The sequence below is a fragment of the Acidovorax sp. GW821-FHT10E04 genome (genome assembly GCF_059415185.1).
The window spans coordinates 463,777-486,549 of record NZ_JBWKMT010000005.1 but is presented as its reverse complement, the minus strand read 5'-3'; the positions used below and the strand labels follow the sequence as shown (position 1 = coordinate 486,549).

Genomic DNA, 22,773 nt, shown 5'->3' with positions numbered 1-22,773 from the left:
TCTTGTCAGAAACGCATTGGCGTGCATGGCTTCGCCCCGAGGAGTGGCCCGCACTGACAGCATCAATCCCGGCGGACACCAGGCAAGCCTCGTGAAAATCAGGGCACCACGACATGCCAACGGGACGTAGACGCTTGGGCAAGCGACTTCAGTGTAACAATCTGCAGCGTGCATAACGGGAAAATGGGCTCCCATGCCGGTGGCTGAACGTTGCAATCATCATGATGAGCGCACTCGAACTGCTATTTTTCGACGATCGGTCCCCATGAAAAAAAGGAGCCGAAGGAGATCCTAATTACCGGTGCAAAAATGGCTCTCGCTCGTACACAACTGTATGGAAATGCCGCTCGTTTTTCTCCGTCGAGCCTGCTCGTATGTCTGAACTGTGTCCCAATCTCGTTGTCCTCATGCCCGTCTATGAAGACCGGGAAGCATGTTCGCTCCTGTTGCAGCACTTGGACGAGCATGTTCACAGCCCGTATTCTGTAGTGATCGTGGACGACGGGTCCCGCCGCTATCCGTTTGAATTCGAGCGGGGGGTGCATTCCCACATGGATGGACATCTATTGCGTCTGCACGACAATTTCGGCCATCAAATAGCCATTTCGGTGGGTTTGCGGTTCATAGCAGAGCATATACACGATGATCAATTGGTGGTGATCATGGACTCTGACGGAGAAGATCTGCCCGAAGCCATCGAGAGGTTGATTGCAGGGCTAGAAGACGCGTCTGATGTCGCCGTCGCGTCAAGGGGCAGCCGCAACGAAGGAAGGCTCTTCCGACTTCTTTATGTGGGCTACAAAGTCCTTTTCCTCTGTTTGACAGGCAGGCGCATGAACTTCGGCAACTTCATGCTGCTGCGCGGATCCGCTGTCAAACGGCTCTGCACCATGCCCACGCTGGCGAGGCACATTGCCGCAACAGTGCTCGTGTCGGAGCTGCGGGTACAACGCATCCGCGTGGATCGTGGACACAGATACGCGGGCCGCTCCAAGATGAATCTCCCGCGACTGGTGCAGCATGGCATTGCCTCGTTCTCGGTCTTTGCAATCGTGGCAAGGCGCCGACTCGCCGTGGCCACGGCTGTATTCGGGGGGCTGGCGATAGGATGCGGCCTAGCCTTCGGCACGTTCATCGTCGGACTGGATCAAGGAAACTTCTCGCTAGGGGTTGCAACGGCGACCGCAATCTTCATTGCAGCATGTGCGGCTGCCGCGTCGTTAAATATTGCCTCACATCTGGCAAAACACCACGGGCCTTTAAAGGCTCTCATCCAATTCGAAAAATCGTCCAAGATACCGGTCGAGACAATTGACGATATCCCCCCGGTGTTCCACCAACAGGAATACGGTCTCCCCCAATCGATGGCCGATCCAGGTTCAATTGCCAAAGGTACCCAGCCTTCTTTTCCGCAGCAACTCCCAGTCTGATGCGTCGATTCATTCTGTCAATGTCGGGGGTTTTACTGTATATAGTGATCGCAGTGATTACTTATTGGCTTTACATTCACTCGATCAAAGTTGATGTCGTGCTATATGCCGCAATCTGGGCTTGTTGCTTGGCCCTTCTGGTTTATGCCGCAATTATATTGGCACTACCATTTTCCAGCCAATTCAGCTCACTCGAGAAGGCACAGAATATTTCAATCTGCGCACTGATAGGCTATGCAATGGCCTTGACATTCCCAACAGTCATTGATCGCTCACTGTCATTTTATATTCTTGAAAAACTCCAACAGCGTGGTGGTGGCATTCAACATCAACACCTGGATTTGGTTTTTCGTGAAGAGTATTTTCGCGAGCACCGCCTGATGGATGTTCGGATTACCGAGCAAATGCAGTCTGGCACCGTTTTTATTGATGAAACAAATTGCCTACGGCTCACTTCACGCGGGGAACACCTGGCAAGCTTCAGTCGTTTTTTTCGCTCTAATTTTCTTCCCCCGCAGAGGCTTATTTCCGGAACCTACTCAAAGGACCTCATCGATCCTTTTGCGCACAAGACCGCAATACCCCGCTATCTTTGTGAGAAATGAATTGAGCAGACAAGCTTCAAACAAGCACATGACCGAAAATTTTTACCTAATTAATCTGGTGACTTGTGGCATTTTACGGGAGTAAATTTTGAATATTGAAAAAGCGAAGCAACTGGTCGCTTCTGTGAAGCACTGGCATCATGCTTTTGAAATCTATCCAGGTCTTTTCACACCTGGAACCTATGATCCACGTTTTCTGCTCAATGACATTTCCTTCCCCCCAGATCTTCGAGGTCAGCGGGTACTTGACATCGGCCCTTCAGACGGATTTTTCTCTCTCGCAGCTCACAGACTGGGTGCTGAAGTTGTCGCCATTGACTATCGGAGCAAAGATGCCCATGGATTTGGAGTGATGGAAGAAATCTCGGGGCGAGATTTCCAATACCACCGTGCCAATGTCTATGACCTTAATGTCAAAGAGCTAGGGACATTTGATCACGTACTTTTTCTCGGTGTCCTGTACCATTTACCAGATATGGTGAAGGCACTTGGAATTGTTCGATCCCTTTGCCACGGGGTGATGTACCTCGAAAGCCATGCGGCGAATGATCTACCCACGAACGAAGCCCAGGCTCGCTATTACCGCAGCAATACCCTTGCGGCAGATATCACCAATTTTTGGTCGCCCAATCCCGCATGCATACATGATATGGCGTTTGATAGCGCCTTTGATCTCGTCTCTCATAGAACATGGAGCGACCGTTACTTCGGCCGTTTCACGATCAATGAGGAACCGGTGCGCAAACGAAAGCTCCAACTGGGCTACGGGCTGCTCCAATAGTCTCGACCGCTCGCCGAAGTCATCCGCACATCCACCTCATGAAAGACCAAAAAGGTTGTTCACCTTCACCTGCTCCTCAGTACGGGCAGGCGCGGGTTTTGGCGGTCCTTGACATTCCTGGACTGGGTTCATCGCAAGCCCAGGGGGATTGACGCCACCATTACTGTCGATGTGACAGAAATCGGCAACCACGACCGTCGAGAAAGGTGCCTCCCACCCCGAACAACCGGAGGGGAACTCCGGGCTTAGCACTCACTCATAGAGAGTGCTAACATCATGGCTTAGAGGAAAGGATTCCCGGAATGAACATTCAATCTGGAACCGCGACGACGACTTTGGCGCCCACCAACCCCTGGGCGCTGGTGCCCCCGCTGGGCAATCTGGATGCCTACATTTCCGCTGTCAACCGCCTGCCGCTGCTCACCCACGAAGAAGAGCAGACGTACGCACGCCAGCTCAAGGACCACAACGACCTGGACGCCGCCGGACGGCTGGTGATGTCGCACCTGCGCCTCGTGGTGTCGATTGCGCGCCAGTACCTGGGCTACGGCCTGCCGCATGGCGACCTGATCCAGGAAGGCAACGTCGGCCTGATGAAGGCCGTGAAGCGTTTCGACCCCGACCAGGGCGTGCGCCTCGTGAGCTATGCCATGCACTGGATCAAGGCCGAGATCCACGAATACATCCTGAAGAACTGGCGCATGGTCAAGGTCGCGACGACCAAGGCCCAGCGCAAGCTGTTCTTCAACCTGCGCTCGATGAAGCAGGGTTTCAAGGCCGATGCTTCCGCCGCGGATGCCGCGACGCACCGGGACACGCTGTCCGAGCAGGAAATCGACACCGTGGCCGCGCAGCTCAACGTGAAGCGTGAAGAAGTCATCGAGATGGAAACCCGCATGTCCGGTGGTGACGTGCTGCTCGACCCTGCACCTTCGGACGATGGCGAACAGGCGTTTGGCCCCATTGCCTTCCTAGCCGATGCCTCGCATGAGCCCACCGCCATGATCGAATCACGCCAGCGCGATGCGCTCGCCACCGATGGCATCGCCACGGCGCTGGACAGCCTGGACGCGCGCAGCCGCCGCATCGTGGAAGAGCGCTGGCTCAAGGTCAACGACGACGGCACGGGCGGCATGACGCTGCATGAACTGGCCGCGGTCTATGGCGTGAGCGCCGAGCGCATCCGCCAGATCGAGGTGGCCGCCATGAAGAAGATGAAGAAGGCGCTGGCCGAGTACGCCTGAATGCCCGCGGGGGCGCGTTAATATCCCGCTTCTGCAGAAGTTGCCTCGAGGGGCCCCAGTTCTGGGGCCCCTTGTCGTTATGGCCCCGAACTTTTTTTGGAGGAGACCCACCCCATGTCACGCCCCGTTTCCCGCCGCGCATCGCTGCTGATCGCCCTGGCCGCCGCATCCCCCTGGGCACTCGCCCAGAACACCGCCAGGCCTTCGGCCCCCGCCGCGGCCGCGCAGGCCTGGCCGAACAAGCCGCTGAAGATCATCGTGGGCTTTCCGGCCGGCACCTCGCCCGACCTCACCGCGCGCGCTTTCTCGGAACCCCTGTCCAAGGCCCTGGGCCAGCCGGTGATCGTGGAAAACAAGGTGGGGGCAGGCGGCAACATCGGCGCCGACGCGGTGGCCAAGGCGCGTGATGACCACACCATCGGCCTGATGATCAACGGCAACATGACCATCGCCAAGATGATCAACCCTGCCGTGCCCTACGATCCGCTCAAGGACCTGGCGCCGCTCAGCCTCATCGGCACGTCGCCCCTGGTGCTGACCGCGCCCGTCACGCAGCCGGGCGTACCCGCCAACAGCGACGCGCGCGACTTCTTCGTGGCGGCGCGCAACGGCGGCGACAAATGGAGCTATGGCACACCAGGCGTGGGCACCGTGGGCCACATCGGCACCGAGCTGCTGAAGTCGCGCAGCAACATCAACCCCGTGCACGTCCCGTATCCGGGCTACCCGCAAGTCGCCAATGCCATGCTGGGCGGCCAGCTGCAGATGGCGCTGCTGCCCCCGGCGCTCGCCCAGGCCCAGGTGCGCGCCGGCAAGCTGCGCGCCATCGGCGTCACCTCGGCGGGCCGCAGCCCGCTGGCACCCGACATCCCGAGCCTGTCGGAAGCCGGTATCCGGGGCTTCAACCTGGAAATCTGGAATGCGTTTGCCGCGCCGGCCACGATGCCCAAGCCACTGCAGGCCAAGCTGGCCGCCGTGATCAGCGAGATCGCCCGCAGCGAAGACATGCGCAACAAGCTCTTTCAGCAGGGATGGCAGGTGGCAGGCACCTCGCCCGAGGGGCTGGCCAACCGCATCAAGGCCGACACCAGCCTGCTGGGCGGCGTGATTGCGATGCGCGGGATCAAGGCGGAGTAGAGTCCCACAGGCCATCGGCGGGCGGCATACATTTTGTTGCAGCGCGCCATGAACCCGGGTAAGGTCCATGGATCCTGCCCGGGTTTTTTGTTCCGGGCCCTGCCGCCCCGGAACCCCACGCCCGCATGCCCCATCGCCGTACCACCCCATCCCTGCCTTCCGGTGGCGGGTGCTGCCTCTGCGCAGGACAGCAGCAGTGCCTGCTGGGCCGGCAAGACGAAAAACGGCGCGCTGGCTGGAAGCCCCTTCTGGTGGAGCGTCCGGTGCGCAAGGGCGAGCTGCTGTTGCGGCAGGGGCAATCGGGGCAGAAGACGTTCAAGATCGTCAAGACCGGCATCGTCGTGGTGCTGTGCAGCGGCGAGGACGGCGTGGAGCGGCCGATCGGCCTGTTCGGCGCCGGGCAGCCCCTGGGCTCGACGGCGCTCGTGCAGGAACCGGCCGCCGTGTCCTGCCGGGCGCTGACCGCGGGGCGCATCTGCGAGGTGCCCGTGGAAGCGGTCCTCCAGCAGGGGCTGCTGGATTCCGAGTTGCTGCGGGGGCTTGCGCAAAGCTACGCCCACACGAACGCCCGCCTGGCCGACTGGGCACGCATCGCCCGCATCCGTGGGGTGACGGGGCAGCTGGCGGCCACCCTGCTCCAGCTGGCCAACCTGCAGCGCAGCTCCCTGGTGCGGCTGCCCAGCCACCAGGTGCTGGCCGATCTTCTCTCCACCACCCGGGAAACCATTGCGCGCACGCTGCGCCAGCTCGCGCTGCGCCATGGGCTGGTGCGCCGCGACCGCTGGCACTGTGAAATCCAGCGCGATGTCCTGATCGGGCTGGCGGGCGGCCCGGCGCAACAAGCCGGCACCTAGCCTCCGCGCGCGCAGCCCTTACAGAACGGCGGAATCCTCGCTCGCCCGTTGCGCCAGCAGAAGCTGCGCGACGTGGGCTGGCGCCACCGCCCGGGAGTACAGCCACCCCTGGTAGGCATCGCAGCCGTACTGCGCCAGCAGGCCCAGCTGTTCCGCAGTTTCGACCCCTTCGGCCACGACGTGCAAGCCCAGTGTCTTGGCCAGCACGATGATGGCCTGCACGAGGACCGCATCGCCGTTGCTGTGCAGCAGAGGGTGGATGAACTCGCGATCGATCTTGATCCGGGAGACCGGCAAGTGCTTCAGGTACGCCAGGGATGAATGGCCCGTGCCGAAGTCGTCCAGGGCGATGCACACGCCCAGCGCCTGCAGGCGGCACAGCACATCGCGGGCCTGCGCGGGGTCCGCCATGGCCTCGGATTCGGTCACCTCGATCTCCAGCAGGTCGGGCCGCGCGCCATGAAGGGCCAGGCTGCGTTCGATCTGCTCCACCAGGTCGGTCTGGCGCAGCTGCTGCGCGGACAGGTTGATCGCCACGCGCAGCGGCAGGCCCGCCCGGTCCCATTCGGCGATCTGCTGGCACGCCGTGCCGATCACCCACGCACCCACGGCAAGGATCAGGCCCGTCGCCTCCGCCACGGGAATGAAACGGGCCGGGGGAACCTCGCCCAGCTGGGGATCGGTCCACCGCAGCAACGCCTCCACCGCCTGGATGCGGCCGCTGCCCACCTCCACCTGCGGCTGGTAGTGCAGATGGAGCCCGCCGTAGGCCAGGGCCAGCTTGAGGCGCTCGTGCAGTTGCAGCTTCTCCGCCATGCGGGCGCCCAGCGGCGGCTCGTAGAACGCGTAGTTCGCGCGGCCGGACTCCTTGGCGTGGTACATCGCCATGTCGGCATAGCGCATGAGAGTGGGCGCATCCTGCGCGTCCCGCGGGTACACGGCAATTCCCAGGCTCGCGCCGAAATCGAGTTCAAAGCCATGCATCTGAAAGGGCTGGCACAGCGCCGCGAGGACCTGGGCGGCCACCTGTTCCACGTCGCGGACCTGCGCGATCTGCGGCAGCAGCACGGTGAATTCGTCCCCGCCCAGCCGTGCCAGCGTATCGTCGCCGCGCAGGACACTCTTGAGCCTGCGCGCCACTTCCACAAGCACCCGGTCCCCCGCGGCGTGTCCATAGCCGTCGTTGACGGCCTTGAAGTCGTCCAGGTCCAGCACCAGCAGCGCAAAGGAATGGCCGCCAAGCGCCGCTTCGGCAATGGCCTGCTCCAGCCGCTGGCCGAACTGCCAGCGGTTGACCAGGCCGGTCAGGGTGTCGTGCGTGGCCTGGAAGTGCATCTGGGCCTGCAGCCTGCGCACCTCCGAGATGTCGCGCACGAAGGCCACGGCCGTGCCGCCCTGCGCGTCGGTGTAGCCCAGGGCGATATCCACCGGCACGGACCGGCCGTCCTTGCGGGCGATCCACAGATCCCGCCCCATCCCCATGGGCCGGCGCGACGGCGACTGGAAGTAGCTGTCCAGATGGCGTCCATGCGCTTCCCGCAAGGCGGGCTGCAGCAGGAGGCTGACGGGGCTGCCGCACAGCTCATCGGCCGCATAGCCGGAGATGGACTCCATGGCCGCGTTGGCCATGACGATGCGGCCGCCGCGGTCCACCAGCAGGATGCCATCGGGGGCCGCGTTCGTGGCGGCCAGGATCAGCGCGCCCTCGTCGGCCGGTGAAAGGGGTGCCGCGGCCATCACCCCAGGTCCTTCTTCATCCTTCATCGCGTCGGGCCCGGCCAGGCCCGTCCCCGCCGCCCCGCCACAATGGCAGGCGGTTGCGCCGGGTGGCGTCTACGTACAAGCGCATCGATGCCAGATTCCTTTGAAAAATGGATGTCACCAGAGCACCTTGCCGCGCACGGGGGCAAGGCGCATCGCATGGAGCCATCCGCCAGCGGCGGCACAGGCCCTGGGGCCACTCTAGAGAATCACGCGGGCATTGGCATCCAGATGGCCCCGACCAGGGCCTGCAACTTGCCGCGAATGTGACGTATGTCGCGTTCCTGCCCCCCGGCGTGAGGCAAATCCACGACAAAAAGCCGGAGCAGGCGCCAGCAGCGCCCGGCGGCACATCCGGTCAGCCTGCTTCCGCCAGCAGCGCCTTCACGTCGGACGCCAGGGCCTGCGCTCCGCTGCCATAGCGGTTGTAGACGCGCAAGCGCCCTGCCGGGTCATAGACATAGCTGCCCGCCGAATGGTCCATGGTGTAGCTGGTGGGTGTCTTGCCGTCGACCTTCTTGTAGTAGATCTTGAAGTCCTTGGCGACGGCTGCCAGCTGCTCGGGCGAGCCGTACAGCGCCAGGAAGCTGGGGTCGAAGTTGGCCATGTAGGCCTTGAGCACCTCCGGCGTGTCGCGCTCGGGATCCACCGTCACGAAGATGCCCTGCAGGCGGTCGCCGTCCTTGCCCAGCATCTTCTTGACCTCGGCCAGCTCCTGCATGGAAGTGGGACACACGTCGGGACATTGCGTGAAGCCGAAGAAGACCACCACCACCTTGCCCGCGAAGTCCTTGATGTGGCGCGCCTGGCCGTTGTGGTCGGTCAAGGGGATGTCGCGGGCATAGTCCGCGCCGGTGATGTCCACGCCGCGAAACTCTGCCTTTTTCTCGGAACAGGCACTGAAAATGCCCGCAGCGCTTATGGACAAAGCGGCAAAAGCTATCGTTTTAAGAGCACTTCTTTTGAGCATGGGCATGGTCGGGTTCACAGCACGTAATGGTCCACCAGGAGGGCTGCAAACAGAGCGCTCAGGTGAATGAGGGAAAAGCGGAAGGTCTTGCGCGCCAGCGCGTCCGAGTAGTTGCGCCACAGCGCGAAGCCGTAGCCGCAAAAGCCTGCGCTCAGCACCACGGCGGCGGCCAGGTAGATCCACGAACTCATGCCGTAGACGAAGGGCATCAGGCAGCCCGCGAACAGGATCAGGGTGTACAGGAATACCTGCAGGCGGGTGAACTCGTTGCCATGCGTCACCGGCAGCATGGGCAGGCCGGACTTGCGGTAGTCCTCCACCCGGTACAGGGCCAGCGCCCAGAAGTGGGGAGGCGTCCACAGGAAGATGATGAGGAACAGGATGAGCGCTTCCGGTCCCACATCGTTCGTCATGGCCGCCCAGCCCAGCACGGGGGGCATGGCGCCGGACGCGCCGCCAATCACGATGTTTTGCGGCGTGAGGGGCTTGAGGATCACCGTGTAGACGACCGCATAGCCCACGAAGGTGGCGAACGTGAGCCACATCGTGAGCGGGTTCACCCAGAAATACAGCAGCGCGGACCCCGCCGCGCACAGCACGGCCGAGAACAGCAGCGTCTGCGCGTTGGACAGTTCTCCCTTGGCCGTGGGGCGCCAGGCGGTGCGCTTCATCTTGGCGTCGATGCCCTGCTCCACGATGCAGTTGAAAGCGGCTGCCGCGCCGGCCACCAGCCACACGCCCGCGCAGGCCAGGGCCATCAGCCCCAGCTGCGGTGCGGAAGGAAGCCCAGGCACGGCCAGCACCATGCCGATGAGTGCACAAAAGACGATGAGCTGGACCACACGGGGCTTGGTCAGCGCATAGAACTGCGACAGGCGCGAGGGCGGGGAAACAACGGCGGGGGCAGCAGCACTCATGCGGACACTCTCGATGCGCCCGATGGCGCGGAAAACTCTTGGGGCGCGGATGCCGCGCGGCTGGACACCAGGGCCCAGGTCAATACCACCACCAGCGCCGCGGCGCCGCCGGTGTGCAGCACGGCGGCCACCAGCGGCCAGTCCAGAACCACGTTGGACAGGCCCGTGGCCAGCTGCAGCAGCGCAAGCCCCGCCAGCCAGCGGCACTGGGCGGGCAACACGTGCGCCCGCCGAAGGCCCCACCACACGATGCCCAACGCTGCGAGCACTGCATAGGCCATCAACCGGTGCGCATAGTGGATGGCCGTGAGGCCCGCGAAGCTGATGTGGCTGCCATCCTGCAGCATGCCCAGCGCGCGCCAGACCTGGAAACCCTGGCCAAAGTCCATCTCGGGCCACCAGCTCCCCTGGCAGGTGGGAAAGGTGGTGCACGCCAGCACCGCGTAGTTGGTGCTGACCCATCCGCCCAGCACCACTTGCAGGGCCACGAGCACGCTGGTGGCGACCAGGCCCCAGCGCAGCCCCGTCGAGAGGCGCACGGGCGTGCGGCCCTGGGCGCGGTGGGTATGGCGAACCGCCTGCACGCACAGCAGCGCCAGCAGCACCAGCCCCCCGATGAGGTGCAGCGTGACGATGGCTGGAAACAGCTTCATCGTCACCGTCAAGGCGCCAAAGGCCCCCTGCAGGCAGACCCAGAACAGCGTGAAGGTGGGCCACCACGGGCTGACGGGAGGCCCCTCGCCCCCGTCGCGGCGGGCCTTGCGGTGCTGCACCCAGGCCGACACGGTGAGCACGATGATGAGCACGCCCACGCCGGTGGCCAGGTAGCGGTGGATCATCTCGACCCAGGCCTTGCCATGGGTCACGGGGCCGGTGGGCATGGCCTGCTGGGCGGCGGAGATCTCGGTGTGCGCGCCCACGGGGCTGGCGCTGCCGTAGCAGCCGGGCCAGTCAGGACAGCCCAGGCCCGAATCGGTCAGGCGCGTGAAGGCGCCGAACAGCACCAGGTCGAAGGTCAGGAACAGGGTGAGCACGGTCAGCGCCTGCAGGCGCCGCATGGGAGAGCTGCCACGGTTGCGCAGACCGACCCAGGCCAGGGGGCCGAGCGCTATCAGCACGCCCAGCAGCATGAGCCGGGCGATGGGCGCCAGATCGTAGAGCGGCTGGGCGTCCATCACGGCTTTCCGGGGCGTCCGGCTTCATCCCAGGAAGACGACGCGCGCAACAGGCGTTCAAGATCCCGCTTGGCCTTGGCCGCGCCGGCCGTGTCCATCGCCGCAGGAAACCGCATCATCCAGTTGCCCATCGGGTCCACGACATACAGGTGCTCGGCGGACCGATGGCCTTCGGCGGGGGCCAGCCAGGCGCCCAGCGCGGCGCCGTCCACCCGCAGCACCGTCGCCTTCTGCAGGGCGGGCGCGAGCTCGGCCGGCACGCTGGCGGCATCATTCACCAGCCAGACCCAGTCCACCCGGTCTTTTTCCTTGCCCAGGCTTTCACGCAGCTGGCGCTGCAGGTACAGGTGCTTCTGGCAGTCCGCGTCGCAGGCACCGCCCGCCACGCTGACCAGGAGCCACTGCCCCTTCAGAGACGCCAGCGAGACGGCATTGCCGTCCAGCGACGTGGCGTCGACCTGCGGCATGGTGCGCTGGGGGTCGATCAGTTCGCCGTAGTTGCGGCGGCCCTCGGGGCGAACCACGTAGTAGGTGAAATACGAGGCGATGACCGGGGCCGCGCAGATGAGCAGGACGCCGAACATCTTCCATCGCCCATGGCGGGCACGCTGGGCCGTGGCCACGGCGCCGTCCGCCGGGGGCAGCGTGTGCACGGTAAGGCCCAGAGGGTGGTCCCCATGGGCCTCAGGCGGCAGGCTGGCTGCGCGGGCGAATGAAGCGTCGGACGATTTGGAACCAGACATAGAGAAGTGCAATCAGGCCGCAGAGCCCGAACCATTGAAATGCGTAACCGTAATGCTTGTCGACGCCCGCGCCGACCACGGGCCAGTCGCGTTGCAGCCCCTCGCCTGCTTCGCCCGCCTGCAACACCGTGAGGTTGGCGAGCGCAAGACCGGTTTCGGTGCGGAACGCTGCCAGGTCGAGATTTTGCCGGATGCGGGAAGACCCCTGTGCGCTATCGGCCCCCTGGAAGTCATACAGGCGCGAAGGCGGGAGCGCCACGCGGCCCTGCACGCGCACCACCTGGTCCTGCACGGTCTGCACCCGCGGCAGCTGCGTGCGATCCTGGAAGTTGCGAGCGGCCCAGCCACGCTGCACCAGCACCACCGCGCCGCTGCCTTCGGCCAGCTGCAGCGGTGTCAGCACGAAAAACCCGGGGCGGCCGTGCATCTGGCGGTTGTCAAGGTACACGGTGTGCTCCGGCAGCCACCGGCCTTCCAGCACCACGGCACGGTGCACGAGCGCTGCCGCATCCGGCTGCGCCGCGGCCGCGAGCAGCGTTCTGGCGTCGACGGCGGGCATGCGGCCACGCTCCTCCAGCCTGGCTTGCAGGGCCTCCTTCTCCGCGGCGCGCGACAGCTGCCAGCGGCCGAGCGAGGCCGTGGCCAGCATGCCGGCCACCGCAGCAAGGGTGATCAGCCAGAAACGCAGGCCCAGGGGACGACGTGACACTGTCACAGGATAATGTTCTCCATGAAATACCTCGTAGTGGTGGCGTTCATCGCCATTCTGGCCAGCCTGGCCTCCGCCCTGTTCTTCATGATGCGCAATGGCCGCAACGACAAGGCCAAGGGCAGCCACATGGCCAAGGCACTCGCGGTGCGCGTGGGGCTCTCCATCGTGCTCTTCCTGTGCATCCTGGTGGCGTGGAAGCTGGGCTACATCCAGCCCACCGGCCTGCCGGCCTCCCGTTGACCGGGGCCATGAAGCGGCAGTGGCCCAAGCCCCCGCATACCCCCTTCTCATCCCGCCCTGGCCCTGCCAACAAAAAAAGCGCCGCGAGGCGCTTTTTTGTTGGCAGCGTGCCTGGTTACATCCAGTAGACCAGCACGTACAGGCCCAGCCACACCACGTCCACGAAGTGCCAGTACCACGCGGCGCCTTCGAAGCCGAAGTGCTTGTCCGCGGTGAAATGCCCCTTCTGCAGGCGCAGCGTGATCACCAGCAGCATCAGCATGCCCAGGAACACGTGAAAACCGTGGAAACCCGTGAGCATGAAGAACGTGGAGCCGAACACGCCGGAGCTGAGCTTGAGGTTCAGGTCGGTGTAGAGATGGAAGTACTCGTAGCCTTGCACCAGCAGGAACACGAAGCCCAGCAGCACCGTGGCCCACATGAAGCCGATGGTCTTGCCACGGTGGTTTTCGCGCAATGCATGGTGGGCAATGGTCAGCGTCACGCCCGACGTCAGCAGCAGCGCCGTGTTGATGGTGGGCAGCCAGAAGGGGCCCACGGTCTGGAAGGGTTCGACGATGCCGGCCGGCGAGGCGGTGGCACCGGCGGCAAGGCTGGGCCAGACCGCCTTGAAATCGGGCCACAGCAGCGCGTTGTCCAGGCTGCCCAGAGCGGGCACCGAGTGCGAACGCGCCCACCACAGTGCCGTGAAGAACGCGCCGAAGAACATCACTTCCGAGAAGATGAACCAGCTCATGCTCCAGCGGTACGACAGGTCGATCTTGTGGCCGTACAGGCCGCCTTCGCTCTCGCGCACCGCATCGCCGAACCACTGGTACAGCGTGAACAGCCACCACACCAGGCCCAGTGCCAGGGAATACTTGCCCCAGTCGTGGCCATTGATCCACTGGCCCGCGCCCAGAATGACGAAGAACAGACCGGTTGCCGCCATCACCGGATGACGCGACTCTGCGGGTACATAGTAGTACGGGGTTCCGCCGTGGGTTGATGCACTCATTTCAGCTCCTGACTCTCAAAATCTTTGTTTTCGGCTTTGTTGTTGCGGATACGGTTCCAGCAACCCATTCACACGACCCAGTTCACCAACGCGATCAGGCCGATCACCAGCAGAAAGACGGCCACCAGCCCCACCACGATGATATGCAGCGGGTTGAGCTTTTCGACATCCTGCTGGTACTCGCTGCCCTTGCGCAGACCTATCAGCGACCAGGCCACCGCCCGCACCGTGCGCAGCAGCGATCCCTTGCGCTCGTGGGGCTTCACCACCGGCTGCTCCACTGGCGTATTCATGAACCCGCTCCCGCCGCTGGAGAGACCAGGGGCGCGGACAGGCCCACGGCGGCAGTGGACTGCGGTGCTGCCGGCGTCTTGCCACCCACCTCGAAGAACGTGTAGGACAGCGTGATGGTCGTCACGTCCTTGGAAATACGCGGATCAATCACAAATGCCACGGGCCATTCCTTTTTTTCTCCAGGCTCCAGCGTGTACTGGTTGAAGCAAAAGCACTCCAGCTTGTTGAAGTGCGCCGCGGCCTGGCGCGGTGCATAGCTCGGTATGGCTTGCGCAGCCATGCGGCGGTTCTGCACGTTCTGGAACTCGTACATCACGGTCGTCAGCTCGCCCGGGTGCACCTGCACCGAACGCTGGGCGGGCTTGAAATCCCACGGGCCGCGCGCGTTGGCGTCGAACTCCACCGTGATCGTGCGGGTCTTGTCCACCTGCGTGTTGCCCGGTACCTTGACATCCTTGCCGGCCACGCCGTTGCCCGGCACCTGCCGCTCGGACAGCGACAGGATGTTGATGCCCGTCATCTCGCAGATGTGCTTGTAGATGGGGATCAGCACATAGCCGAAGGCGAACATGCCGGCCGCGATCACGACCAGCTTGCCGACCATCTTGGCGTTTTCGCGGTGCAGGCTCATGGCAGGTGCGGGCTCAGCGGGACAGCAGAACGACCTTGACCATGAACCCGACGAAGAACACCACCGCGACGGACGCCAGGATCAGCGCCATCCGCAGGTTGCTCTTTTTCTGTTCGGGAGTCATGGGCATGGTGTTCAGCCGATCACGCGGGTGGCCGTGGCGTCCAGCTTGGGGGGATTCTCGAACGTATGGAAAGGTGCTGGCGACGGGACTTCCCATTCCAGGCCTTCGGCGCCGTCCCAGGGCTTGGCCGCAGCCTTCTCGCCCTTGCCGCGCATGGCGGGGATGATCACCGCCACGAAGAAGTACACCTGCGCGAGACCGAAGCCCAGCGCGCCCACCGAAGCGATGGCGTTGAAGTCGGCGAACTGCATCGGGTAGTCGGCATAACGGCGTGGCATGCCGGCCAGGCCCAGGAAGTGCATCGGGAAGAAGGTGATGTTGAAGAAGATCAGCGAGGACCAGAAGTGGATCTGGCCGCGTGTTTCGGAGTACATCACGCCGGTCCACTTGGGCAGCCAGTAGTACACGCCCGCGAACATCGAGAACAGCGAGCCGGCCACCAGCACGTAGTGGAAGTGGGCCACCACGTAGTAGGTGTCCTGCAGCTGGATGTCGATGGGCGCCATGGCCAGGATCAGGCCGGTGAAGCCACCCATGGTGAACACGAAGATGAAGCCCACGGCGAACAGCATGGGGGTCTCGAACGTCATGGAGCCGCGCCACATGGTGGCGATCCAGTTGAAGATCTTCACGGCCGTGGGCACGGAGATCAGCATGGTGGCGTACATGAAGAACAGCTGGCCCGTCACGGGCATGCCGGTCGTGAACATGTGGTGTGCCCACACGATGAACGACAGGATGGCGATGGAGGAGGTCGCGTACACCATGGAGGCGTAGCCGAAGAGCTTCTTGCGTGCGAACGCGGGCACGATCTGGCTGATGATGCCGAAGGCCGGCAAGATCATGATGTACACCTCGGGGTGGCCGAAGAACCAGAAGATGTGCTGGTACATCACCGGGTCACCGCCGCCGGCGGGGTTGAAGAAGCTGGTGCCGAAGTGGCGGTCCGTCAGCGTCATGGTGATGGCGCCAGCCAGCACGGGCATCACGGCGATCAGCAGGTAGGCGGTGATCAGCCAGGTCCAGGCGAACATGGGCATCTTCATCAGCGTCATGCCGGGCGCGCGCATGTTCAGGATGGTCACGATGATGTTGATCGAGCCCATGATGGACGAGGCACCCAGGATGTGCATCGCGAAGATGCCGGCGTCCATGGAGGGGCCCATCTGCAGCGTCAGCGGCGCGTACAGAGTCCAGCCGGCGGCGGGTGCGCCACCAGGCATGAAGAACGAGCTCACCAGCATGATGGCCGCGGGGATCATCAGCCAGAAGCTGAAGTTGTTCATGCGTGCGAAGGCCATGTCGGATGCGCCGATCTGCAGCGGGATCATCCAGTTCGCGAAGCCCACGAAGGCCGGCATGATGGCGCCGAACACCATGATGAGGCCGTGCATGGTGGTGAGCTGGTTGAACAGCTCGGGGTTCACCAGCTGCAGGCCGGGCTGGAACAGCTCGGCGCGGATCAGCAGTGCCAGGACGCCGCCGACCATCAGCATGGCGAAGGCGAACAGCAGGTACAGGGTACCGATGTCCTTGTGGTTGGTGGCGAACACCCAGCGGCGCCAGCCGGTGGGGCCGTGGTGGTGGTCGTGGCCGTCGTGTGCGTGATCGCCCGCGTGCCCGTGATTGTCGAGAACTGCGCTCATTTTGGATTCCTCAATACGATAGGGCGATGATTACTTGCCACGCTGGGCCACGATTTCAGCAGGCTGCACCAGCTGGCCGGTCTTGTTGGACCAGGAGTTCTTCGTGTAGCTCACCACTGCGGCGATGTCGGTATCGCTCAGCTGAGCCCATGCAGGCATCGCGCCATTGGCCGCGCCCTTGAGCACGACCTGGATCTGCTTGGCGTGGTCCGCATCCAGCACGATGGCCGAGCCGTCCAGCGGCTTGATGGGACCGGCGCCCTTGCCGTTGGCCTGGTGGCAGGCCGCGCAGTTGGCCGCATACACCTTCTCGCCGCGCTTCATGATGTCGTCCAGGGTCCACACCTTGGTGGGGTCGTCCAGCTTGGCCGCTGCCTTCTTCTTTTGCTCGCCCACCCAGGCGGTGTAGTCCTCGGCGGACACGACCTTCACGTGGATGGGCATGTAGGCGTGTTCCTTGCCGCACAGTTCGGCGCACTGGCCATAGTAGTCACCGATCTTCTCGGCGCGGAACCAGGTGTCGCGCACGAAGCCGGGGATCGCGTCCTGCTTGATGCCGAAGGCGGGCACCATGAAGGCATGGATCACGTCGTTGGCGGTGGTGATGATGCGGACCTTCTTGCCCACGGGCACCACCATCGGGTTGTCCACCTTCAGCAGGTAGTTGGCAGGGGCGTCCTTGACGTTGCCGCTGTCGGACATCACGCGGTGGCTGCTGTCCAGCGTGGAGATGAAGGCCAGGCCCTCGCCTTCGCCGGTGATGTAGTCGTAGCCCCACTTCCACTGGTAGCCCGTGGTCTTGATGGTGAGGTCGGCATTGGTCGTGTCCTTCTGGGCCACCAGCACCTTCGTGGCGGGCAGGGCCATCAGGATCACGATGATGAACGGAACAATGGTCCACACCACTTCCACCGTCACGGACTCATGGAAATTGGCCGATTTGGCGCCCTTGGAACGGCGGTGCTTCCAGATCGAGTAGAACATCACGGAGAACACTGCAACAAAGATCACCGTGCAGATGATCAGCATCATCCAGTGCAGAAAATGCTGCTCTTCTGCGATCTTGGTGACGGGCGGCGCCAGGTTCAGCTGGTTGACTGCGGGGCCGCCAGGCAGGTCCTGAACGGCATGGGCTGCGGAACCCACCCATGCACCGGCAATCAGCAGCAGAGAAGCCAGCTTGTTGGAAATGCTCTTCATAGTTCTCACTTACTTCTAAGCCTCAATTTAACCAATCCCTTTCGCGCGCCTGCGTGGGGTCAGGCGGCGCGCAAGGCCATGCGGATCTCCGATGCCAGGACCGGCCGAAGCTCGGGGCGCACGTAGCGCCCCACTTCGACCGAACGGCCCTGCGCAGACAGCATGATCAGCGAACGGTCTCCGGTCTTGGGTTCTACGCGAACCCGGCTCCGGTCAAACTCGGCACGCTCCAGCTTGCCTGCTGTCTCCAGTTCCACCACGAGGCGCGAGCCCTGCAGTGAAATCCTCTCGCCATCCGCCGCATGGCGACCGTACATGGCGAATGCAATTCCTACAGCCACGATTTCGAGCCATGCGAAGGGCATGACCAGACGGGCACCGAGCATCCAGAAGAAAGCCGCGATACCCAGCGACACCAGGCACAGCGACAGGTACGTCCAACCCAGTTGCGCCGGCGTGACCGAGCAATTGCGAACGAGACGCCAGTCGATGCGCTGACCCGACACCGTGGCAAAACGAAAAACCAAGCCCGTCACCAGAAGTGCTCACAAGACTGCCGGCTGAAAGGTGCCTGCCATGCGTTGCCGCGACAGGCGCAGCCTGCAAGGTTGCGCGGGAAGATGCCCGAAATCTCAATAACCCGGAATTGTAGCGTGCCTTGTTCCATGTCATTGACACGGAGTTACAGACTAGCTCTCCTTGCCGCCCTGTCGCAGCATGGCGCGCATGTCCTGCAGCGACACGGCGCTGCTGGGGCTCACGCGCACGCGCGGCGCGGGCTTGAACGCATGCCCGTAGATGATCTCGAAGGTCAGCGCCAGTTGCCCTGCGTTGCCAGGGTCCGCCAGCCGGTGCGCCAGCGCTTCGTACAGCCGCTCGCGCCAGCGCCGCCCGCGCAGCGCGCCAAAACGCGCGGGGTGCAGGTTGCAGCCCAGTTCCTGCAACTCCCGCACCAGCCGCTGCGGGGTGGCGAAGGTCAGCGTGATGCGCTCCATGTCCATCACAGGCTCGGCAAAGCCCGCGTGCACCAGCATGTCCCCCCAGTCGTGCATGTCCGTGAACGCATGCCCGGCAGGAGGCCAGCCCAGCTCGGCGTACACCGCATGCAGCTCGCGCAGCGTGTCGGGGCCCAGGCACGAGAACATCAGGTAGCCATCCACGGCCAGGGCACGGTGCCATTGCGCGATCAGCGCCTGCGGGTCCGCTGCCGTGTGCAGCGCCATGTTGGCCCAGAGCATCTGCACGCTCGCATCCGCCGGCGCACCCAGCTGCGGGTTGCCGGCGCCCCAGCGGGCGGGACTCCACCAGGGCCTGGCCAGGGCCTGCCGCGCCACCTCCTGGCAATGCGCGGCCGTCTCGTAGATCTGGCAGCGTGCCTTGGGAAAGCGTGCGCTCACCAGCGTATGTGCGTGCAGCCCTCCGCGCACCGCATCCCAATGGCACCACGATTCGGGAGCCTGGCGGATCCACTGCAGGCGGTCCTCCATGCGGCGCGCCACCTCCTCATGGAGCCAGGGGGACAACGCAGGGGCCGCCGCATGCCAGCGGGCCGCAGCAACGGGATCAATGGTGGGGGGACGCTCGGAGGGCATGGCAGGACGGGCGAGTATATTGATTCATGCTTTTCACGGGCTTGCTAGGGATTTCGCGCCCTCTTCGCACCTCGGCGGACAAGGTGCCCAGCCAGTGCGCCGCCTGCCATGCATGGCCGTCGCAGCGGATCTGCAATGCCTGCGCGGCGCGCTTTGCCCAGCCCGCCACACGCTGCCAGCGCTGCGCCCTGCGGGTCCCCCCGGGGGTCGCCGTCTGCGGCGCCTGCGTGCACAGCCCGCCCAGCTTCGATGCCTGCGTGGCCGCCGTGGACTACGCCTACCCATGGGCCGACGCGCTCGCGCACTTCAAGTTCCGGGGTGACCCCGGGTGGGCCAGGGCCCTGGCCACGCTGATGCGCAGCACGCCCTGGATGGAACCGGCCCTGGACGCGGCGGACCGCGTGCTGCCGATACCGCTGTCGGCCGAGCGCCTGCGCGAGCGGGGATTCAACCAGTCCGCGCTCCTCGCAAGGCATCTGGCAGGCCCCAGGAGCGACACCCGGACCCTGCTGCGCCTGCACGCCAGCGAGGCACAGAGCGGACTGCCTCGGGCGCAGCGCCTGCGCAACCTGCGGGGTGCGTTTGCCATCGAGCCCGCGCATGCGGCGGCCCTGCGGGGCCAGCGCGTGGTGCTGGTCGACGATGTGATGACCACGGGCGCCACGATGCAGGCCGCCACGCAGGCACTGCGCGAGGCGGGCGTGGCGCATGTCACCTGCGCAGTCCTCGCGCGCACGGGGCTGGACTAGCGGGATACTTTTGATTACGAGCGGTTGCTCAACTCACACGCCGGGCGATGACAATAGCCAGCATGTTCCATATCGTCCTCGTCGAACCCGAGATCCCGCCCAACACCGGGAATGTGATTCGCCTGGCGGCCAACACCGGGTGCACCCTGCACCTGATCGAGCCCCTGGGGTTCACGATGGAGGACAGGCAGATGCGGCGTGCGGGGCTCGACTACCACGAGTACGCCCAGGTGCAGATCCACCCCGGCTGGACCGCCTTCCTGCGCGATGCCCAGCCCGACCCCTCCCGCATGTTCGCCATGACGACCCACGGCTCGCAGCCGGTGCACTCCACCTGTTTCCTGCCGGGCGACTGGCTGGTGTTTGGCGCCGAGACGCGGGGTCTTCCACCCGAGCTGCGCGACAGCTTCCCACCCGCGCAGCGCCTGCGGCTGCCGATGGTGGCAGGCCAGCGCAGCCTGAACCTGTCCAACGCCGTGGCGGTGACGGTGTTCGAGGCCTGGCGCCAGAACAGTTTTGCGATGCCCGATGGCGAGATCACCGTCGAGCCAGAAGGCACCATCATCAGCGGATTCGCCCAGCTGGGCTGACGCAGGCCGTTCATCGCCGCCTGCGGCCGACCGGGGGAACATGACCCGGCCACCAGAGCGGAAACCGCCGCCCCAGCCAGCCCGCTAGCCTGCCTGCCCGCGCTGTTCGGCCATGGCCAGGGGCACCTGCTCGCTCAGGAAGTCCAGGAACACCTTGGTGCGCGCGGGCAGCATGCGGCCCGAGGGCAGCGCGGCATAGATGGTGTAGCGCGAAAAGATCCACGCGGGCAGGATGTGCACCAGCTCTCCGCGGGCCAGGTGTTCTTCGGCCAGCAGGCGCGACGTGACCGCCACCCCCGCGCCGTCCACCGCCGCGCGCAGCAGCAGCTCGGTGCTGACGGACTGCAGCACCGCCGGCATGTCGATTTCCTGGGCCGGCAGATTGCCGGAGAGGGATTGCAGGCGCAGCTTGCGGCCAGGCCCCGTCTGGGAACGGGCGGCCATGCCCGAGTCGCGCAGGTAGTCGTGCTGCAGCAGGTCCTGCGGCTCGCGCGGAATACCCTTGCGTTCCAGGTAGTCGGGCGACGCCACCACGATGGCCTCGCCCTTCAGCAGCGGGCGCGCCACGATGTTGGCGTCGAAGTCCTCGCCCGCCACCATGATGGTCACGTCGTATTCGTCCACCCGCGCCGAGGCATAGGCGTCCAGGTCGATGTCGAGCAGCAGCTTGGGGAACTCCGCATGCCACAGCGCCACCATGGGCGCCAGGAAGTTGGTGGCCAGCACCGGGGCCGCGACGATGCGGATGGTGCCGCGCAGGTCGCGCGTGTTCGCGGCGGCGGCCGCCTCGGCGTCATCGATCTCGTGCAGGATGGTGCGCACACGCTGCAGGTAGGCATCGCCCGCATCGGTGAGGGCCAGCTTGCGGGTGGTGCGCTGCAGCAGGCGCGTGCCCAGGTGCTGCTCCAGTTCGGCCACCATGCGGGTGACCACGGGGGGCGACATGTCCATGGCCCGGGCGGCGGCGGCAAAGCCGCCCTCCTCCACCACGCGCTCGAACACCTTCATGGCTTGCAGGCGGTCCATGGGTCAGACCTCCTGCCCGCGAGCGGCCAGGCTCAGGCGGGTGCCCCGAAATTTCTCGCAAGCGATTCGGCCACGCACACGGGTTTGTCGCTGCCCTCGCGTTCCACGGTCACCAGCCACGTCATCTGCATGCCATCGGGCGCCACCGGCTCGGCCGCCTGCAGCGTGAGGCGCGCGCGCAGGCGGCTGCCCACCGGCACCGGCGCGGTAAAGCGCACCTTGTTGAGCCCGTAGTTCACGCCCATGCGCGCACCCTCTATGGTCAGGCCCGCCTCGAAGAACTGCGGAATCAGCGACAGCGTGAGAAACCCGTGGGCAATGGGCGCGCCAAACGGCCCCGCTTTCGCACGCTCGGGGTCCACGTGGATCCACTGGTGGTCGCCCGTGGCCTGGGCGAACAGGTTGACCTGTTCCTGCGTGATGGTGATCCAGTCGGTCACGGCGACCTCCTGGCCCACGCAGGCGCTGACTTCGGAGTAGGAGCGAAAGATTTTCATCACCCCAATGTAGCGCCGCAGCCGTGCGCGCCTTGTCTGGCACGGGACACCGTGCGCCCATCTGGCACACAACGCCAGCAACTGGCACTCCCCAGGCCAGTGCCACCGTGGATCTGGCTTTGCCAGTCCAGGGGTGGCGTCCCCCTCGGGGGAAGGCGCGCAGCGCCTCAGGGGGGGTCATGTGTCTAGCCACGTACAGATTCCTTGCCATTGCTCCAGGTCGCGCGCCACACGGCCCGGCGCCACGTCGAACAGCGTGAGGCCATGCGCCGCCAGGTGGATGTAGTTCTGCGTGTCGCGCAAGTAGCCCAGCACCGGAAACCCCAGGTTGTCCACGAAGTGGTGCAACTGCTCGGCGGCCTTGGTGCGCGCGTCCACGCGCATGCCCACGATGCCCACGGGCACGCCCGCCGCGTGGCGGTGCTCGGCCAGCTGGTCCAGGAAGCTGCGCGTGGCGAAGATGTCGAACACGCTGGGCTGCAGCGGCACGATGATCTTGTCGGCCAGCTTGAGCACGTCGTTCAGGCGCCAGCCGTGCAGGCCGGCGGGCGTATCAAGCACCGCATGCGTGGTGCCCTTGGGCGGGCGGCTGATCACGTCCGAGCTGAGGCCGTCCCAGGCGCCGATGGGGCGCGCGGCCGGCGGGCGCAGGCCCAGCCAGAGCCTGGCGGACTCCTGCCGGTCGGTGTCGCCCAGGATCACGGGATGCCCCTGGCTCGCAAAGTAGCCCGCGATGTTGGTGGACAGCGTGGACTTGCCCACGCCGCCCTTCGGGTTGGCGACAACAACTACTGGCATGACAACCTCCTTGGAATCCGCGCATCCATGAAAATACAAGCCAAATCAGCCCCTGGCGCT

The 22,773-nt window shown here is 64.6% G+C and carries 26 protein-coding genes; 9 read left to right on the top strand and 17 right to left on the bottom strand.

The genetic code is table 11. The features are described from left to right. Positions 1-374: 374 nt before the first annotated feature. From AC07OC_RS18490 to AC07OC_RS18465, 6 genes are all read left to right on the top strand, one after another. Complete coding sequence (locus AC07OC_RS18490) at positions 375-1,430, top strand: glycosyltransferase (RefSeq protein ID WP_218366899.1); 1,056 nt, start codon at positions 375-377, stop codon at positions 1,428-1,430. Further along, positions 1,430-2,035, top strand: coding sequence for a hypothetical protein (locus AC07OC_RS18485; RefSeq protein WP_218339569.1), 606 nt, complete (start codon positions 1,430-1,432; stop codon positions 2,033-2,035). The genes AC07OC_RS18490 and AC07OC_RS18485 overlap by 1 nt, the downstream gene beginning before the upstream one ends. Before the next feature lie 88 nt (positions 2,036-2,123). Then, the gene (locus AC07OC_RS18480; RefSeq protein WP_218295935.1) at positions 2,124-2,816 is read left to right on the top strand and encodes a class I SAM-dependent methyltransferase; all 693 of its coding nucleotides are present in this window, start codon (positions 2,124-2,126) and stop codon (positions 2,814-2,816) included. 302 nt (positions 2,817-3,118) lie between these two features. Beyond that, entirely contained in the window at positions 3,119-4,060 is a 942-nt protein-coding gene (rpoH, locus tag AC07OC_RS18475; protein WP_494601888.1) for an RNA polymerase sigma factor RpoH, read from the top strand. Between the two features lie 114 nt (positions 4,061-4,174). Then, positions 4,175-5,197, top strand: coding sequence for a Bug family tripartite tricarboxylate transporter substrate binding protein (locus AC07OC_RS18470; protein WP_218295937.1), 1,023 nt, complete (start codon positions 4,175-4,177; stop codon positions 5,195-5,197). 125 nt (positions 5,198-5,322) lie between these two features. After that, the gene (locus AC07OC_RS18465; protein WP_218295938.1) at positions 5,323-6,051 is read left to right on the top strand and encodes a Crp/Fnr family transcriptional regulator; all 729 of its coding nucleotides are present in this window, start codon (positions 5,323-5,325) and stop codon (positions 6,049-6,051) included. An 18-nt stretch (positions 6,052-6,069) separates the two neighbouring features. Here the strand turns inward: AC07OC_RS18465 and AC07OC_RS18460 are convergent, their stop codons facing one another. From AC07OC_RS18460 to AC07OC_RS18435, 6 genes are all read right to left on the bottom strand, one after another. Then, positions 6,070-7,788 (bottom strand): putative bifunctional diguanylate cyclase/phosphodiesterase, encoded by a 1,719-nt coding sequence (locus AC07OC_RS18460; RefSeq protein WP_255591030.1) that lies wholly within the window; start codon positions 7,786-7,788, stop codon positions 6,070-6,072. 382 nt (positions 7,789-8,170) lie between these two features. Further along, the gene (locus AC07OC_RS18455) at positions 8,171-8,788 is read right to left on the bottom strand and encodes an SCO family protein (RefSeq protein ID WP_218295940.1); all 618 of its coding nucleotides are present in this window, start codon (positions 8,786-8,788) and stop codon (positions 8,171-8,173) included. An 8-nt stretch (positions 8,789-8,796) separates the two neighbouring features. Beyond that, entirely contained in the window at positions 8,797-9,699 is a 903-nt protein-coding gene (cyoE, locus tag AC07OC_RS18450) for a heme o synthase (RefSeq protein ID WP_218295941.1), read from the bottom strand. Continuing rightward, complete coding sequence (locus AC07OC_RS18445) at positions 9,696-10,874, bottom strand: COX15/CtaA family protein (RefSeq protein ID WP_218295942.1); 1,179 nt, start codon at positions 10,872-10,874, stop codon at positions 9,696-9,698. The genes cyoE and AC07OC_RS18445 overlap by 4 nt, the downstream gene beginning before the upstream one ends. Next, positions 10,874-11,617 (bottom strand): redox-active disulfide-containing membrane protein, encoded by a 744-nt coding sequence (locus AC07OC_RS18440; protein WP_218295943.1) that lies wholly within the window; start codon positions 11,615-11,617, stop codon positions 10,874-10,876. The genes AC07OC_RS18445 and AC07OC_RS18440 overlap by 1 nt, the downstream gene beginning before the upstream one ends. Further along, positions 11,559-12,332, bottom strand: a complete 774-nt coding sequence (locus AC07OC_RS18435; protein WP_218295944.1) for an SURF1 family protein — start codon at positions 12,330-12,332, stop codon at positions 11,559-11,561. The genes AC07OC_RS18440 and AC07OC_RS18435 overlap by 59 nt, the downstream gene beginning before the upstream one ends. A gap of 15 nt (positions 12,333-12,347) precedes the next feature. On the opposite strand from AC07OC_RS18435, the gene AC07OC_RS18430 reads away from it, so the two are divergent. After that, positions 12,348-12,569, top strand: coding sequence for a twin transmembrane helix small protein (locus AC07OC_RS18430; protein ID WP_218295945.1), 222 nt, complete (start codon positions 12,348-12,350; stop codon positions 12,567-12,569). A gap of 115 nt (positions 12,570-12,684) precedes the next feature. Here AC07OC_RS18430 and AC07OC_RS18425 read toward each other — a convergent pair whose 3' ends face one another. From AC07OC_RS18425 to AC07OC_RS18390, 8 genes are all read right to left on the bottom strand, one after another. Further along, positions 12,685-13,566 carry a cytochrome c oxidase subunit 3 gene (locus AC07OC_RS18425; protein WP_218339571.1) on the bottom strand — a complete coding sequence of 294 codons (882 nt, stop codon included), beginning with the start codon at positions 13,564-13,566 and terminating at the stop codon, positions 12,685-12,687. A 68-nt stretch (positions 13,567-13,634) separates the two neighbouring features. After that, a complete protein-coding gene (locus tag AC07OC_RS18420; RefSeq protein ID WP_218339572.1) occupies positions 13,635-13,859 on the bottom strand; it encodes a DUF2970 domain-containing protein in 225 nt (74 codons plus the stop codon). Next, complete coding sequence (locus AC07OC_RS18415) at positions 13,856-14,491, bottom strand: cytochrome c oxidase assembly protein (RefSeq protein ID WP_218295948.1); 636 nt, start codon at positions 14,489-14,491, stop codon at positions 13,856-13,858. The genes AC07OC_RS18420 and AC07OC_RS18415 overlap by 4 nt, the downstream gene beginning before the upstream one ends. A 13-nt stretch (positions 14,492-14,504) precedes the next feature. Further along, positions 14,505-14,615 (bottom strand): cytochrome oxidase small assembly protein, encoded by a 111-nt coding sequence (locus AC07OC_RS18410; protein WP_218296306.1) that lies wholly within the window; start codon positions 14,613-14,615, stop codon positions 14,505-14,507. A gap of 11 nt (positions 14,616-14,626) precedes the next feature. Next, on the bottom strand, positions 14,627-16,261 hold the full coding sequence (gene ctaD, locus AC07OC_RS18405; RefSeq protein WP_218295949.1) for a cytochrome c oxidase subunit I: 1,635 nt from the start codon (positions 16,259-16,261) through the stop codon (positions 14,627-14,629). Positions 16,262-16,291: 30 nt separating this feature from the next. Then, a complete protein-coding gene (gene coxB / locus AC07OC_RS18400) occupies positions 16,292-17,461 on the bottom strand; it encodes a cytochrome c oxidase subunit II (RefSeq protein ID WP_218295950.1) in 1,170 nt (389 codons plus the stop codon). A 59-nt stretch (positions 17,462-17,520) separates the two neighbouring features. Further along, positions 17,521-17,997, bottom strand: coding sequence for a DUF2244 domain-containing protein (locus AC07OC_RS18395; RefSeq protein WP_218295951.1), 477 nt, complete (start codon positions 17,995-17,997; stop codon positions 17,521-17,523). A gap of 153 nt (positions 17,998-18,150) precedes the next feature. Next, positions 18,151-19,053, bottom strand: coding sequence for a biotin synthase (locus tag AC07OC_RS18390; RefSeq protein WP_494601884.1), 903 nt, complete (start codon positions 19,051-19,053; stop codon positions 18,151-18,153). Positions 19,054-19,079: 26 nt separating this feature from the next. On the opposite strand from AC07OC_RS18390, the gene AC07OC_RS18385 reads away from it, so the two are divergent. Together AC07OC_RS18385 and AC07OC_RS18380 are read left to right on the top strand one after the other, a co-directional pair. Beyond that, the gene (locus AC07OC_RS18385) at positions 19,080-19,802 is read left to right on the top strand and encodes a ComF family protein (RefSeq protein ID WP_494601882.1); all 723 of its coding nucleotides are present in this window, start codon (positions 19,080-19,082) and stop codon (positions 19,800-19,802) included. Between the two features lie 62 nt (positions 19,803-19,864). Continuing rightward, positions 19,865-20,392, top strand: coding sequence for a tRNA (cytidine(34)-2'-O)-methyltransferase (locus tag AC07OC_RS18380; RefSeq protein WP_494598367.1), 528 nt, complete (start codon positions 19,865-19,867; stop codon positions 20,390-20,392). Positions 20,393-20,476: 84 nt separating this feature from the next. On the opposite strand, the gene AC07OC_RS18375 is transcribed toward AC07OC_RS18380, so the two are convergent. From AC07OC_RS18375 to AC07OC_RS18365, 3 genes are all read right to left on the bottom strand, one after another. Beyond that, complete coding sequence (locus AC07OC_RS18375) at positions 20,477-21,418, bottom strand: LysR family transcriptional regulator (RefSeq protein ID WP_218295955.1); 942 nt, start codon at positions 21,416-21,418, stop codon at positions 20,477-20,479. Positions 21,419-21,450: 32 nt separating this feature from the next. Beyond that, positions 21,451-21,915, bottom strand: coding sequence for a MaoC family dehydratase (locus AC07OC_RS18370; protein ID WP_094291360.1), 465 nt, complete (start codon positions 21,913-21,915; stop codon positions 21,451-21,453). A gap of 177 nt (positions 21,916-22,092) precedes the next feature. Further along, entirely contained in the window at positions 22,093-22,713 is a 621-nt protein-coding gene (locus tag AC07OC_RS18365) for a nucleotide-binding protein (protein WP_218295956.1), read from the bottom strand. Positions 22,714-22,773: the final 60 nt, after the last annotated feature.

Coding starts and splice junctions, on each gene's coding strand:
- AC07OC_RS18385 (WP_494601882.1), top strand. CDS start 19,080: ATGCTTTTCACGGGCTTGCTAGGGATTTCGCGCCCTCTTCGCACCTCG.
- AC07OC_RS18485 (WP_218339569.1), top strand. CDS start 1,430: ATGCGTCGATTCATTCTGTCAATGTCGGGGGTTTTACTGTATATAGTG.
- AC07OC_RS18455 (WP_218295940.1), bottom strand. CDS start 8,788: ATGCCCATGCTCAAAAGAAGTGCTCTTAAAACGATAGCTTTTGCCGCT.
- AC07OC_RS18465 (WP_218295938.1), top strand. CDS start 5,323: ATGCCCCATCGCCGTACCACCCCATCCCTGCCTTCCGGTGGCGGGTGC.
- AC07OC_RS18440 (WP_218295943.1), bottom strand. CDS start 11,617: ATGTCTGGTTCCAAATCGTCCGACGCTTCATTCGCCCGCGCAGCCAGC.
- AC07OC_RS18420 (WP_218339572.1), bottom strand. CDS start 13,859: ATGAATACGCCAGTGGAGCAGCCGGTGGTGAAGCCCCACGAGCGCAAG.
- AC07OC_RS18470 (WP_218295937.1), top strand. CDS start 4,175: ATGTCACGCCCCGTTTCCCGCCGCGCATCGCTGCTGATCGCCCTGGCC.
- rpoH (WP_494601888.1), top strand. CDS start 3,119: ATGAACATTCAATCTGGAACCGCGACGACGACTTTGGCGCCCACCAAC.
- AC07OC_RS18390 (WP_494601884.1), bottom strand. CDS start 19,053: ATGCCCTCCGAGCGTCCCCCCACCATTGATCCCGTTGCTGCGGCCCGC.
- cyoE (WP_218295941.1), bottom strand. CDS start 9,699: ATGAGTGCTGCTGCCCCCGCCGTTGTTTCCCCGCCCTCGCGCCTGTCG.
- AC07OC_RS18445 (WP_218295942.1), bottom strand. CDS start 10,874: ATGGACGCCCAGCCGCTCTACGATCTGGCGCCCATCGCCCGGCTCATG.
- AC07OC_RS18460 (WP_255591030.1), bottom strand. CDS start 7,788: ATGGCCGCGGCACCCCTTTCACCGGCCGACGAGGGCGCGCTGATCCTG.
- AC07OC_RS18365 (WP_218295956.1), bottom strand. CDS start 22,713: ATGCCAGTAGTTGTTGTCGCCAACCCGAAGGGCGGCGTGGGCAAGTCC.
- AC07OC_RS18375 (WP_218295955.1), bottom strand. CDS start 21,418: ATGGACCGCCTGCAAGCCATGAAGGTGTTCGAGCGCGTGGTGGAGGAG.
- AC07OC_RS18425 (WP_218339571.1), bottom strand. CDS start 13,566: ATGAGTGCATCAACCCACGGCGGAACCCCGTACTACTATGTACCCGCA.
- AC07OC_RS18370 (WP_094291360.1), bottom strand. CDS start 21,915: ATGAAAATCTTTCGCTCCTACTCCGAAGTCAGCGCCTGCGTGGGCCAG.
- AC07OC_RS18430 (WP_218295945.1), top strand. CDS start 12,348: ATGAAATACCTCGTAGTGGTGGCGTTCATCGCCATTCTGGCCAGCCTG.
- ctaD (WP_218295949.1), bottom strand. CDS start 16,261: ATGAGCGCAGTTCTCGACAATCACGGGCACGCGGGCGATCACGCACAC.
- coxB (WP_218295950.1), bottom strand. CDS start 17,461: ATGAAGAGCATTTCCAACAAGCTGGCTTCTCTGCTGCTGATTGCCGGT.
- AC07OC_RS18410 (WP_218296306.1), bottom strand. CDS start 14,615: ATGACTCCCGAACAGAAAAAGAGCAACCTGCGGATGGCGCTGATCCTG.
- AC07OC_RS18380 (WP_494598367.1), top strand. CDS start 19,865: ATGTTCCATATCGTCCTCGTCGAACCCGAGATCCCGCCCAACACCGGG.
- AC07OC_RS18490 (WP_218366899.1), top strand. CDS start 375: ATGTCTGAACTGTGTCCCAATCTCGTTGTCCTCATGCCCGTCTATGAA.
- AC07OC_RS18415 (WP_218295948.1), bottom strand. CDS start 14,491: ATGAGCCTGCACCGCGAAAACGCCAAGATGGTCGGCAAGCTGGTCGTG.